The organism is Enterobacter sp. HNDS-6, from assembly GCF_039850505.1.
Taxonomy (GTDB): domain Bacteria; phylum Pseudomonadota; class Gammaproteobacteria; order Enterobacterales; family Enterobacteriaceae; genus Enterobacter; species Enterobacter kobei.
In genome coordinates this window covers 4,327,963-4,341,770 of sequence record NZ_CP156673.1, presented here as the reverse complement: position 1 = coordinate 4,341,770, position 13,808 = coordinate 4,327,963, and the positions used below count along the sequence as shown (strand labels likewise).

Annotated in this window: 9 protein-coding genes; 2 read left to right on the top strand and 7 right to left on the bottom strand. The window is 56.9% G+C overall.

Annotated elements, in window-relative coordinates:
• Positions 1-73: 73 nt before the first annotated feature.
• The 7 genes from ABFI50_RS20295 to ABFI50_RS20265 are packed head-to-tail and all read right to left on the bottom strand — an operon-like array spanning position 74 to position 11,398.
• Complete coding sequence (locus ABFI50_RS20295; protein ID WP_347484927.1) at positions 74-2,245, bottom strand: glycoside hydrolase family 2 TIM barrel-domain containing protein; 2,172 nt, start codon at positions 2,243-2,245, stop codon at positions 74-76.
• Positions 2,242-4,911 (bottom strand): response regulator, encoded by a 2,670-nt coding sequence (locus tag ABFI50_RS20290; RefSeq protein ID WP_165765161.1) that lies wholly within the window; start codon positions 4,909-4,911, stop codon positions 2,242-2,244. Before ABFI50_RS20290 ends, ABFI50_RS20295 begins: the two co-directional genes overlap by 4 nt.
• A gap of 8 nt (positions 4,912-4,919) precedes the next feature.
• Entirely contained in the window at positions 4,920-5,345 is a 426-nt protein-coding gene (locus ABFI50_RS20285) for a globin (protein ID WP_248216553.1), read from the bottom strand.
• Entirely contained in the window at positions 5,342-6,736 is a 1,395-nt protein-coding gene (locus ABFI50_RS20280; protein ID WP_347484925.1) for a DUF3131 domain-containing protein, read from the bottom strand. Before ABFI50_RS20280 ends, ABFI50_RS20285 begins: the two co-directional genes overlap by 4 nt.
• Positions 6,721-8,268, bottom strand: a complete 1,548-nt coding sequence (locus tag ABFI50_RS20275; RefSeq protein WP_248216548.1) for a DUF3131 domain-containing protein — start codon at positions 8,266-8,268, stop codon at positions 6,721-6,723. Before ABFI50_RS20275 ends, ABFI50_RS20280 begins: the two co-directional genes overlap by 16 nt.
• Entirely contained in the window at positions 8,265-9,584 is a 1,320-nt protein-coding gene (locus ABFI50_RS20270) for a DUF3131 domain-containing protein (RefSeq protein ID WP_347484923.1), read from the bottom strand. Before ABFI50_RS20270 ends, ABFI50_RS20275 begins: the two co-directional genes overlap by 4 nt.
• Positions 9,581-11,398, bottom strand: coding sequence for a cellulose synthase catalytic subunit (locus ABFI50_RS20265; protein ID WP_248216544.1), 1,818 nt, complete (start codon positions 11,396-11,398; stop codon positions 9,581-9,583). Before ABFI50_RS20265 ends, ABFI50_RS20270 begins: the two co-directional genes overlap by 4 nt.
• Positions 11,399-11,678: 280 nt before the next feature.
• Between ABFI50_RS20265 and opgC the strand changes: the two genes are divergently transcribed.
• Positions 11,679-12,896: an OpgC domain-containing protein gene (gene opgC, locus ABFI50_RS20260; protein ID WP_248216541.1), complete on the top strand. Its 1,218-nt coding sequence runs from the start codon at positions 11,679-11,681 to the stop codon at positions 12,894-12,896.
• Between the two features lie 11 nt (positions 12,897-12,907).
• Positions 12,908-13,807 (top strand): hypothetical protein, encoded by a 900-nt coding sequence (locus ABFI50_RS20255; protein WP_201405270.1) that lies wholly within the window; start codon positions 12,908-12,910, stop codon positions 13,805-13,807.
• The last annotated feature ends 1 nt before the right edge of the window (position 13,808 follow it).

Here is a 13,808-nt window from a genome sequence, read left to right as displayed (position 1 = left end):
TTTGTGGGGGTGGAGTTACCGATGAAAGGGTACAAGAAAGCAGGGGAAGCGGCAATTTCCCTTTTCCCCTCGCTTACTTTATGACGGACTCCGTTCGCTGATTTTCACCGACAATTTTTCCCGCGTTGTTTTCAATCGTAAACCGAATAGATACGTTGTCCTGGCTCACGGGCGTTGCCGTAAGCGCTTTTACCATTGCCCCCGAGTCGGCGGCGATCGTCTTCGTCATCGAGCCTTTTGTCAGCACCTTATCGCCCTGGCTGATGTGCCAGCTCAGACGGCATTCGCGGCACGGTTTCCAGGTGTCGTTGATGGCCCACAGACGCACCGTCGCCACCGCGCCGGATTGCCACTGGACGGTGACCGGTTCAATGGACGGCAGAATCGGCTGGTAGGCGCGTTGTAACGCATAATACCCGGTCTTGGGTTTACGCAGGTAATCCACCACGCCCCAGTTGATGGAGGGCCAGGTTTCGACAAACATAAAGTGGAACAGGGCCGTAACGGGCTGGTATCGCTGTCGTCGATAGCTTTCCGCCGCCGTGGCGAGCAGCTGAGACTGGTACGCCTGAGTATTGTGAATCATCTCCCGAATATTTTGCCCGCGCGGTATACCGGCAAACTTAAAAGTCTGGAAGGGCTGAAAATTATGATATTTCCATACGGTCCAGCCGGGATCGTCGGCGGCGGTGGTTTTTGGCCAGAGAGACGACGCCGGGATGATGGTTTTTAGCGTGGACAAGCGGGGCAGCGCCTGCGCGCCGAACTCGGTGATGATCCCCGTTTTGGCCGGAGTAAGCAGGTCGCGCAGGGTACCGAAATACCAGCCTGCCCAGTAATGTTCCTCAACAGCGGAAAAACGATGCACGATGCGGGAGCTATCTTCGGCAAGCGTATCCGCCACCTTTTGCGTAAGCGCGCGGTTCAGGTCCTTATTCCAGTCCGGGAAACGTTTTTCCATCCAGGGTGAGTTCCAGGGTGGTTCGTTATGACCGCCCCAGACGATTATAGCGGGGGAATTACCGAATTGTTCAATCATCTCGCGCGTCTGCCGGACGGCATTTTCCGTAAAGGCATCGCTGTTGTCATAGCCCCACTGCAGCGGAACGTCCTGCCAGATCATCATGCCCATCTCATCGGCAACGTCATACAGCGCACGTCCGGCAACGTGACCATGCACTCGTATGGCGTTGGCGTTCATGGCTTTCACCAGACGAAGATCGCGGCGATATTTCTCTCGCGTCATGGTGCTGAGCCAGGGAGAGCCAATGTAATTACTGCCCTTAACAAAAAGGCGCCGGTCGTTAATGAGCCAGCCTTTGTTGTCTGGCTGCTCAACGATCTTGCGCAGTCCGGTGCGGGTTACCGCCGTATCCATTAACCCTTTTTCATCCCGTAATGAGACGCGAACCGTGTACAGATGGGGTTTCCCGGTGCCGATCGGCCACCACAGTTTTGCCGCAGGCATGGGCAGAGTAACACGTGCGGAATGGGCGCCGTTTTCCAGCGTAACCGGAAAATCTGCCTGGAAGCGTTTGCCGCTGAAATTGGCGGGCGTGGCGGTGAGTTGCGCGGTAGCCCGTACCTTCCCGAGTGCGCGATAGCGAATTTCAGCCTTCAGTGCAGGGCTTTTCAGCCCCTGCGACCAGTCAGGTCGAAGGATGATTTCATCCAGGGTAGCGCCCCGGCTCAGATGCAGCCTGACCGGTGCCCAAATGCCGCCAGAGTTGGCGTCCTGTCCTTCCGGCGACCAGGCACCGCCGGGACGCGTATCATGCTGATTAAGAATCCCCTTCATGACCGTTTTATGCAGCGGCCAGACCTTGTGCGGATCTTCGTAAGGGCTATCCACCCGAACCACTAACTGGTTGTGACGTTGTAACGTGGCGCTGGCATCCAGCGAAAAGCGCTGAAAATAGCCCTCGTGCTTACCCAGCGGCTGGCCGTTCAGCGTCACATCGGCAAGGTAATCGACGCCGTCAAACACTAGGGTGCTCATCACATTGGGCGGTTGAAGGGGTAGCGTAAATGCGTGCTTATACCACAGCGCGCCCTGATGATCGTACCCAGCGCTGTACCAGTTGGCGGGGACTTTCAGCCCGCGCCAGCCTGACGTGGGAGGAGGCGTGCCGTAGTTGGCGTCCTGAACCCGCCAGGTGCCAGCAAGTGACCAGCTGACCGGTACAGGGTTCGCCGCCAGCGGTGGAATAAACAGCGCAAAGATCAGCGCGCAGTTACGGGTCATGGTTCGTTTACCCCTCGCGCGGTGAGCCACGCCATCAGGCGCTGCGATTCCATTTGAAGACGCTGGTTTAACGTCGCAAGCTGTTGCCTGTCCTGCGTGTGCGCCTCGCTCTCCAGCGCCTGCAGCTGACGGGCGAGCAGCCAGAAATCCAGCGTGACGGCTTCTCCGCGCAGCTTGTGGGCCGTGCGGCGCAGCGCTTCGCGGTCATCGCTGTCGATAGCCCGGGTAAGGGTTTTCATGGCCTCCTCCAGCCCTTCGCCAAACAGGGCCAGCAGCTCCTGAACCAGGGCAGGGTCGCCAGCGCACTGTTTCAGCAGGCGCGCTTCATCAGGAAAAACGAAGGAATCATCATGATGCTCGAGCAAGCGAGCTATCTCCTCAGCGAGACGCTCCTGGCTGATGGGCTTGGCAATGTAGCCGTCGAAGCCCATGTTAAGACAGCGCTCTTTATCCCCCTGCATGGCGTGTGCGGTCATGGCGACGGCAGGCTGAGTCGGTCCTGGCCGGGAGCGTTCCTCCTCGCGAAGCAGGCGAATGGCGGTCTCGCCGTCCATCTCGGGCATCTGAAGATCGATCAGCAAAACGTCCCACACGCCCGTGCGCCAGCGTTCAAGAAGCGCGACGCCGTTATCGACGATCTGACAGGTATGGCCGAGGCGTTCCAGCAGGCGCGCGGCAACTTTCTGATTAACCAGATTATCTTCAGCCAGCAGGATCCGCAGCCCCGTAGCGCCGGGGGCTGCGACGGGGGCGGGCGCGGTTTCCCCCACGATCTTCGGCGCACGTTCAAACTCCGCGGCAATCGCCTGATGCAGCTCGTCATGAGCAATAGGCTTATGCAGATAGTTTTTGATGCCAATCCGCTTCAGCATATTGATATCAAAATGTCGGCTCATGGAGCTCAGCATGATGATATGGCTTTCAGAAATCTGCGGCAGCACCGAAAGCTCAAGGGCCAGAGACACGCCGTCCATATCCGGCATCTGCGCATCCAGCAGGATCAGCGGCCAGGCACTCGCTTTAACCCGGTTGATGGCCTCGCTGGCGTTGTTGACGCAGGTGGGTTTTAGCCCCATCTGGCTCAGCATGGCGGCCAGCAGCCGGAGGTTGGTTTCGTTATCATCCACCACCAGCACGGGTTCTCCATTAAAGCGCTGGCTACGCGGACGTTCCTCCGGGGCAAGAAACTGTGTTGCAAGGGGCAGAACGAACGAAAATTCGCTGCCTTTCCCCGGCTCGCTGGTGACCGTCAACTCGCCGCCCATCGCCGCAACCAGTCGCGAAGAGATGGTTAGCCCGAGCCCCGTGCCGCCATAGCGGCGGGTGGTTGAGTTATCCGCCTGGCTGAAGGCTTCAAAAATGGCCTTTTGCTTATCAGCCGGGATGCCAATACCGCTGTCGCGCACCCGAAAACGCCAGTGATTCGGGGAATTCCCGGATTCAACTATCAGGATAACTTCTCCCTGGTGCGTAAATTTCAGCGCATTACCCAGTAGATTGGTTAGCACTTGACGCAGCCGGGCGCCATCGACCAGCAGCACGTCGGGAACGTCGGGCGCAATATCAACCAGAAGCTCGATGCCTTTTTCGCTCGCGCCCGGCATATGCGGGCGAATTAATGTCTGAATGAAGGGACGAAGATTGACCGGATCAATATCCAGTACAATTTTGCCTGCTTCAATACGGGAGAAGTCGAGAATATCGTTGATGATATGCAGCAAAGACTGCGCGGAACTCATCACCAGCGTCAGGTAATCGCGCTGATCGGCACTGAGCGCAGTATCAAGACACAGCTGGGTCATGCCAATAATGCCGTTCATCGGGGTGCGGATTTCGTGACTCATGTTCGCCAGAAATGCGCTTTTGGCCTCATTGGCTTTTTGTGCTTCAAGGGCTGAGGCGATCGCCTGAATCTCAGCCTCTTTGCGCCGCGTAATATCCTGCAGTGTGCCAATAACGCGCTCGGCGTTTCCCTCTATGGAGAGCGTGACCACCTGCCCGGACAGCAACATCCAGCGCAGTCCTTCGGTGGGGTGATGCATGCGGATCTCACATTCAAAGACCGGGCGATGCTCCTGTTTTGAGGCAAGCAGCGCCTCACGTAGTATGAGGCGATCGTCATGGTGAACAAGGTTTAGCAGCTTTTGAAGCGGATATCGCCACTGTGTGCGCGACTGACCCAGCATGGCAAGCAGCGTGTCGTTAACCTGTAACGCGTCGCCGGAAACCTGCCAGTCCCAGATCCCAATATGAATGGATTCCGCTGTCAGCAAAAAATCGTCATGCAGCTGGTGGCGCGCGCGCTGCGCCTCATCCAGCTCCGTAATATCGCTGTGCAGGCTGACAATACCGCCGTCCGCAAGGCGCTGATGCTGGACGAAGATCCGCCGCTGGCCAACTTGCCGCACCTCACAGTGTTTATCCTGCCGACAGTTGCGCACGACCGACTCGCGCAGCGTCTGGCGCAGGCCGGGGTCGACGTTGTAAACAGCATCGATAAAGCGTTCCGCCAGCGCTTCAAGCGTTGTGCCCGCCTTCAGCCACGGGGTGATGACCGGATAAAAAAGGGCCACGTTGTGATTCCAGGCCTGCAGGCGCTCATCGCAGTCATAAATCATGACGGCGGCCGGCAGCGCGTTAAGATCGTACGTGAATGTGCTCATCATGATTCTCCCTACGCGCGGTAGTGCAGTTCTGCCTGTCGACGCAGGTATTCCAGACCGGGCGCGATGGCCATCGCCCAGGCGGTCAGGATCTCATCGTCGCAGAGCGGATCGCGCAGGCTCACCGCGTTGAGCATGGCTTCCCGCCACAGGGCGAAAAAACGCGGGGGGAGGTGGAGGCCGTCGTCGCTTTGCTCCCGCGCCAGGCGCTCGAGAAAATCAGGCACGATTAACGCGCCGTCTACCGCAAGCATGGCGAAGAAACTCTTAAACAGCGTCTGCTGACCTTCGCTATCCGGCAGGCGAGAAAAATGCTGCTCCGTCTCGGGTGACATATGAACGAAGGTTTCATAGAACGTCTGGAAAAACGCGGTTTTCTCATTATCCGGAAAGACGCGGTTCAGGCTGGACTCAAACAGATCGCGGTAAAATTTCACGGCGTCCTCCTTACGGCGTTTTCGCCCGGCAGACAATGCCCGATGGGCGTGTATTCCTCTGCCAGACGGTGTGAAAAGTAGCTCTCTTTCTTCGACCGACGAACGTCAAACAGAGGCCCGGCGTTGTGTTTAAAGAAAAGGGCTTCCAGAACCGTGGCATTGGTCGAAAGGGTTAACGCAGCGTTGGTATCGCCTGTGGCTTCAAGACGGCCTTCGTACCAGCCTTTCTGCGGATCGTTAAGATGCTTTGTCACTGACATCAGCACGTCGGTGTACGGGCTGTCCCACAGTGCCCACAGCGCAAAAACCGCTTTTGTCGATACCTGCGCGAAGCGGGTGTAATCCTGTCCATCATCGCCAACAGAGTTCCAGGCATAGCCATTTCCCCAGATCGTATCCTGTATATGCCAGGGGGCCTGAGGCAGTGAAAAATCCGCTCTTGCCGTCAGGATCTTATCAGTCTCCCAGCGGCTTTTCTGGCTGAGCCAGACGTTTTCCGCCTGCTTGTGCAGACGCTTTTGCAGATCGGCCGCAACGCCTTCCGGCTCCCAGCCAAACTCCAGGCCCGGCAGCATATAGGGAAGGGTGGTTATCAGGGAGGGCTGCCATGTGGTGCGCGGATCGCGGGCATCAACGGCAAGGCGTCGCTGGGCGATGATGACGTGGTGTGCAGGGGGCGTAAACGCTTTATCCGGGGAAAATCCCCACAGATGAAACGCCGTCGCGGCATATTCGCTTTCGCCCAGCCGCAGCTCCTCCCGCACGACCGGCTGACCGTTTTGCAGGGAAGAGGACCATAGCTCGCCTTCGCTGTCGATGACCGGGCAGAAATTCCAGCGCAGGATAATTTTTTCCAGGTATTCGCTGTACTGCGGCTCACGCTCTGCGGTAAGGCGCAGGGCGAGCATCAGACGCGCCATGTCGCGCGCGGACCAGCCGTTTTTGCTGGGCTTGCCGCTAAAGTCGACTGGCGTCGCCGTCTGGCTGGAATAGAGTCGGCCCGGCGTCCGGGCATCGGTCAGCATCAGGCGGTTAAGGGTGCCCATGAGACGGGTTAAGCGAGCGTCATACTCGGCGTCCTCAATCAGCCCCAGCTCTTTTGCCGCCAGCAGGGCTATAAGCGTATCGCCCATTTGCCAGAGCGTGACGCGGGGCTGTTTGTCGCTTCCGTTGACCAGGCCCGTTTGCGGCTGGGTATTGTTGACGAAATAGCGCCAGGCGATCGCCGCCCATTTCCGTTCTTCCGGCGTCAGGGCAGCGATACGCGCGCTGGAGTGCCAGCCGCCATTGATTAGCCAGCGCCAGCCAGCCCCCTGATGGCCAAACAGAGCAAAGATGACCACACCTGCGAGCAGTAATCCCGCGAGCCCTCTGGCTATGGTTTTAAGCATTGTGCAGTCACCGGAGGCAGTTTAACCGGCTCGTCCGCGCTGCATGACGCGCACTGACAGGCCTGGCAGGCGGGTTTGGTGCGCTGCGCGACGCCGGTCCGGTCGCACCAGCTTTTTACGGCTGGCGTGCTGGCAAGGAACGGGCGGCTGCGCAGGGCGTTGTTCTCTTCAAACTGATCGAGCAGCTTTTGATCCCACAGCGACGGCGCAAAATCCTTGCTTTTCGGGTTGTCGGTATTGAAGGCCAGCAGTTTTCCCTCTTTTTTGAACAGCAGGGCTTCCAGCATGATGCCGTTATTGTTCGCGGTGAACTCCTTGATCGGCCCGTCGCCGTTTTCATACAGCCCTTCGTAGTAGCCTTTTCCCTCTTCGTTGGCATTCTCAATGGTATTCAGCAAGCGGTCGGTATAAGGCGAGTTCCACAGGACCCACATGCCCAGAGCCGCCTTCAGTGAAATCGCGGCAGCGTTAGGGACGAACTGACCCTTATCGGTAATGGTGTTCCAGTTGTACCCGTCGCTGAAGACGGTGTCATAGACGAAGTAAGGGGCTTTATCGAGCTGGTGCTCAGAGCGCGCGGTGAGGACGCCGGTAATGGTGTAGCGGTTCTCCTGAGCCTGATAAACGCGGTCGGCAAAGTTTTTCATCCACGTCAGGGAGTAGTCGCGCGGCGCGTTATCCCGGTCGGTCGGTTTATCAAAGCCGAACTCCAGGCCGTAGAGCAGGTAGGATTCCGTCACAACATAGTTATGCTGAGAGGTGTCGCGCGGATCACGTGAATCGTACGGGACCAGCACGCAGTAGATCTCAGCCAGCTCGTAAGGCTGTGGGCGGCTGGCTTTACAGGTATTAAAGCCCCAGAGCTGAAAGCCCGCCGCGCCGTACTCTTCATAGCCCAGCCTGCCTTCCTGAACATACTTCGGCTGACCATTTTCCAGATAGGCCCCGTACAGCGTGCCGCAGGGGTCGATCGCATGGCTGAAATCCCAGCCGAGCACCACGTTATCAATGCTGTTGCTGTATTCCGGGTAACGCTCTTTGATGATTTTCAGCCAGACCAGCATCCGCCCGATATCCAGGGCCGAGAAGCCAATTTCGCCGGGCTTGTTGGTGTAGTCCACCTTCTGGCCGCTGATAGTGTTATAGGCTTTGTTGGGCAGCTCGTTGCGAAACAGCACCAGGGTGTTCAGCGTGGCGAGAAATTTCAGCATCCTGCGATCGAATTCCGCTTTATCAATGATCCCCAGCTCGCGCGCCGCCGTCAGGGCCGCCAGATAGGACGCGCTGTCCCACATGGTCGTGGAAGGATATTTGTTGACCGCATTCACCAGGCCCGTCGTGGGCTGATAGTTGGAGACAAAATACTGCCAGGCGTTTTTCGCGATGCTCATCTCTCTGGCCGTCAGCTCTCCGCTGCGCGGGGAGTAACCTGATGCAGGCAGCTCGGTGTCCGCACGCACGGTCGATAACGCCAGCCAGCAGATCGTTATTCCCGTGAGCAGGTGAAAAAGGATCGGGGATCGTGGCTTCATGGCGTTGCTCCTGCTGAGGGGGAAGTGTAGAGGCAGGCCAGACAGAGCATCTGGCCATGCGCGATGTAAGACAAACTTTCCAGCACAATGGCATTGGTGTCGCCATCAACGACGGTATTGACGGAGTTGTTGAGGTTCAACCCTCGTTGCCAGCCTTTACCTGGCACCTGAAGCGGCAGAACCTGCTGGCGCAGCGCTTCACTCCAGCTGTTGCGGAACAGGGCATACCAGGCAAACGCGGTACGGGTTGAGGCTATCGCCACCTTCTCCGGCACTTCATCGCGCAGGGCGCGTGACTGAACGGGCTGTCTGTTCGGCAGATCGTTAACGTAATCCGGCGCTGGTTCGGCATAATCCGTGCTGATCGGCGGTTTGGGGTTGCGCAGGCTATGGCGCCGCTGCTGGATCTGCATAATCCGCCACGCAATTTCAGCGCTCTGCGCATCAAAGCCCAGCTCAAGACCGGTTAACAGATAAGGGAGACTGATCAGAGAGGTTTGTTTGCCCCAGGGCGTACGTAGCCCTTCATCAGGAACCATCACTCCATCCAGATCGATCATCTTTTGCCCTTCTGGGGGATTGGTGACCGCAAGGCCCGCCGCGCTGTCAATCAGGCGCAGCGTATGGCTGGCGTAGAGACGGTAGCCAAAGCTGTCCCGCTGCTCGTCAGCGGTCAGCGCCCAGTGGTGGAGCGGCACGGCCGCCTGGCTTTGGACGTTATTTTCAATCAGCGCGCTGGTGTTCCAGAAACTCATCAGATCGTCGACAGCCGCGGCGTGCTGCGGATAGCGCCACAAAAGGGCCTGCAGCGCCATTAGCAGGCGGCTCAGCCCAATTGCCGAGGCGTTGGGTTTTCCGAGGATTTTCAGGGTATCCGCATGGTAATACGCGGCGGGAAGGCCCTGCGCGTTGAGCGGTAACTGCCCGAGCGTGAACAGGGCGGTGCTAATCCTCTCGTCGAACTCAGCAGCGGAAATAATGTTGAGCTGCTCTGCAGCAGCGGTCGCCAACAGATAACTTCCCACGCTCCAGAGGCTCAGCCAGGGCTCGCCATCACTGGCATTCGCCAGGCCGTTCGGCTGGGTATTATTTACGTAGTATTGCCAGGCTACCCGCGCCCAGATAGCTTCGTCATAGGTCAGCGCACGTTTCGCGGGCAGCGGTGGGAAGTCTTTACTGAGCGCGATGCCGCCGCTACTTTCCACGCGGGTAGGCATCTGTTTCTCAACCCAGACCACCACGGCAAAGCCGAGCAGGAACCCGAGCAAAATGGTGAGGTAACTGCGCGCGGAAAGCAGGGCATCACGTATCCTCATTGGGTGACCTCTTCCTCTTCAGCGGGCGTCCACATGGCCGCAAAAATCAGGGGAAGCATGGCGGCGATATTGACCGCTCCCCAGAAAATATTGATGACGTAGCCGGAAGGATCGTCCACCTGACCGCGCGCAACCTGGATTCCTCCCCAGATAAGACCTGCCAGGGTGAGCACCACAATGGCAATCTGCGGCTTCACCAGGTAGAGGAAGCGGCCCGTCTGTCTCTCTTTTGGCGTGACGTGAAATTTGATCTGCTCGCCCCGCAGCACCGTATTGAGCGCGCGCAGGTTCATGGAAAAGAAGGAGAGGTAAGAGGCCCGGCCATCCCAGGCCGATATCCCCCAGGTTCCGAACATAAAGGCCAGTTCCGAGACAATAAAAAAGGGGAGAAAATGGAGGTAGAACGGTGTCGACCAGGCGGATACCGGCGGGATACCCGTGAACAGATAGACAATGGGCGAGATCAAAAATATCGTGTTCCAAACGCAGGCCATGTACGACCAGAAAGTGGTGGCATACATCAGCGTTTGCGGCAGAGAAAGCCTGAAGCGGCGACGGCTGAAGATATTGTCATGGAATAAAATATCGAGCGAACCGGCGGCGTATTTAAAGCGCTGAATCATCCAGGTCAGCATATCCTGCGGAGAGAGCATCTTCGACTCAACCCGCGGATGCATGACCGAGCGCCAGCGCCGGGCGGTGTCACCGTGCAACAGTACCGAGGTGTAAATATCTTCCGAGACGTGGAATTTATAGGGGGTGAGCTCGGTATCAAACGCCACGTGTGGGCGCATCGCCTCCTGCAGCGCTTCCCGCGTTTCGTCATCGCGGATGTCGCGGGTATGGCGATGGATTTCCTCTTCGACGGACCAGACGTAGCTTCTCAGCGCGGCCTGCATAACCGCCTCGCGACGGTGGATGGACGCCGCGCCGCAGCAGAACGCCGCGTTCGCCCAGTTGCGCCGCCGCAGGATCACGTCATAGAACATGCGCGGATCGTTAAAAAACGGGTCTCGGCCAACCGTGACCGGGCCGACACACTTTTGAATCAGCCAGCCCAGGCCATAACCTACTTTTCCGGCTTTCCGCTGACCCCAGCGCGACAAACTTTCTCCTTCCGGGAGATCGAAAAACCACTGCGGCGTCTGCACCCAGGCCACGTCCGGGTCGCGGAAATAGCCCAGCGTATGGCTGAGAAGGGTTGGAAATACCCGCGTATCGGCGTCGCAGATGACAATAAAATCGCCGTCGGTTTGCTCAAGGCCGTTGCGCAGGTTGCCGGCCTTAAAGCCGATGTTGGTCTGGCGAGTGATATAGTTAACGCCTTCCTCTTCGCAGACGGCTTTCATCTCAGGACGGCGGCCGTCATCAAGCACGTGGATGCGGTAGTCAATCGGGAACGGGTATTCCATCTTCAGGGCGTCGCGGATGGAAAGCCTGACCAGCTCGGTGTCTTCGGAGTAGGTGGCAATGAAGAGATCCACCTTAACGGGACGAGGTTCTACGGCCTCCTCAGGTGCCAGGCATTCGTTAATCTCGCCGGGCGGCGGGCACTGGGGAGGGTCCTGTTCTTTCCATAAATTGATGGTAAACAGCACGGTGCCGATCCAGGCCAGGGTTTCGGCGAGAACCAGCGGTATGGCATACCATAATGCGTCAGTATTCAGGGAGGCGGTCCAGCGCCAGTAAATATAATTGGCACCCAGAATAAGCGCCGCGACCGCTAACACCTGCCAGGTCATCATTACCCAACGCGGTGTTGTTAGCGGCTCCGGAGGACGACGATCTTCAAAACGGGAAAAATAAAAATCCATAGTTCCGGCGTTCCTGATTCCTTGAAAATGCAGACCCATTCTGCTGCGCAGAAAGTTGCTCAAAAGCGAAAGAAAATAGCGATTAAACAAGATTTAAGATAAGTGTAGAACGCCGAATAAAAGTGTCCAGCCGCGTTTTTATTAATATGTAGCAGGGGTTAATCCAGCTTAAATTCCGCTTAATATGTTTCATCTGTCGCCGATAAATTGCAGTTACTATTCCTTTAGGCTATCTACTTTATTTAGACCTTAATTTTCGTTTTCATGCAAAGGACACCCTATGAGCCATGTTGCGCCGTCGATCGCGCAAGAAGATAGCGCTAAATCAACAGCATGGCGTTATGCCGTTGCAGGTGCCCGGGACCTGAGAATTGACTTTATGCGCGGCATTGCCCTTGTCATGATGGTCGTGGCGCATACGGAGGTGATGTCGGTATTTAATATATTCTCCTGGGAGCGTTTTGGGCTAACAACCGGTGCAGAAGGCTTTGTCATTCTCTCGGGGTTTATGCTGGGGATGCTGAATCGCGCGCGTCTGCAAAAAGTGGTTTTGCTCACGGTTTCCTGGGGACTTTATCTCAGGGCATGGAAAATATATCGCGTAAATATCATTATCATAGTGTCTTTTATTCTGCTGGCCTATATCCCACATATTAATCTTTTCGAGGTCACTCATTTTACCGACCGCTTTTCGGGTGAAAGCTGGTCGCTTTATCCTGTTACGCCGCAAATAAAAGAGACCTGGTTCAACATTATCCTCTATTTGCAAATTGGCCCCCATCAGACGCAGATTCTGGGGCTGTATATCTTTTTGCTGCTCTTTAGCCCCCTTTTTTTAGGGATGCTGCAGAAAGGAAAAGTCTGGTGGCTGTTAGGGCTGTCGCTGCTGGTGTACGGCCTGTGGCAGCGGTGGCCGCTTCGGCTGACGCCGTCGGAGTTCGAATTTGCCTTTCCGCTGCTGGCCTGGCAGTTCATCTTTGTGCTGGGCATGGCCAGCGGCTGGTATAAAGCCGAACTGCTCTCTTTCGCCCGTACGCCGCCGGGAAAAGTGGTGGTGGTTGCGCTGGTGATGGTGGCGCTCATTCTTGGTTTCGTCGCACAGAACCATACCAACCCGTTTATGCCGCCCGCGCTGCTCATGCACGTCATACCGCCTGACAGCTTCAATACTTTTTATCACACCTGGGCGGCGAAGAACGGGCTGGGCCCGGTGCGGGTGATAAACGATATCGCCCTGATGGTTACCGTCTACCTGGTGCTGACGTATTGCTGGACGCCGCTCAGCCGCCTGCTGGGATGGTTTCTTATTCCGTTAGGCCAGCACTCGCTTTATACCTTCATTTTGCATGTGTACGTGGTGCTGCTGGTGAGTCAGTTCATCACCTTCGATTTGTGGCGTCATGCCTGGATAGAAAATACGTTAGTGCATGCTGCGGCACTGGGCATTTTGTGGCTCATGGCAAAATACAACGTCGCAGCACGCTGGATACCTAACTAAGGATGGCGGTTATGCGCGGAAAATGGCTCCTGGCGGGCGTCTTACTCGCCGCAATACCCGCGGCGGGTGCGGCGCAAAGCAATGAGAAAGAGACGTTGCGCGATAAGAACGGCGAGCCCGTTCAGGCAGGCGTATTCACCAGCCGGTGGGGGCGCCTGTTCTCAGGAAATGACAAGAAATTTTCAGGTGCCCTGAGCTTTAGTTCTGGGCTGAAAGAGCAGATGGTGAGCGTGCCCAACAGCTCGGACAGCGCCGCCCAGGCGAAAAAAATTAACCAGACGTTGAACCTTAGCCTGCAGTATTCCCCCTACAGCTTCTGGTTTGCCAACATTACCTCCCGGTTGCCGGTCAGAGATACCACCCGCTATACCGCCGATTTTCGCTACAGCTTCGGCTATGACGACTGGCATGCCAATACGTTCAGCCTGGTATACGGCAACTACGGCGATAACCACTTCTGGACGTCGGGTAGCCGGAGACACACCTATTTCGAACAGGGCGCCTTTACGCTGGCCTATAAGTTTTCGCTACCGAAACCGGTTGAAAACACGCTCCTGATTAATAGAGGCGACTCTATCATTTGCCAGGTCGGGTACAGCTGGGTTCCGCGCTACTACGACCTCAGCAGCGATGACATCCGCAAAAATAAAAACGTCATGCTCGGCGGCTGCGGCTATACCTTCAAACAACATTTCTTCGTTCGCGCAACGGCGTTCTGGTTCCCGGACAGCAGCCAGCAGCAGCCCTGGAACGGCGATTACAGCTACAGCTTCGGCTATGCAGGCTATACGCCGGGATCGTTTTCCGTCCAGTACGCTAACTATGCCGGGACGCGCTATCCGGGGCATGGGAACGGTAACGCAAAATTCAGGGAAGGGACCGTGAGCCTCATTTGGTTCTTACCGCTATAGG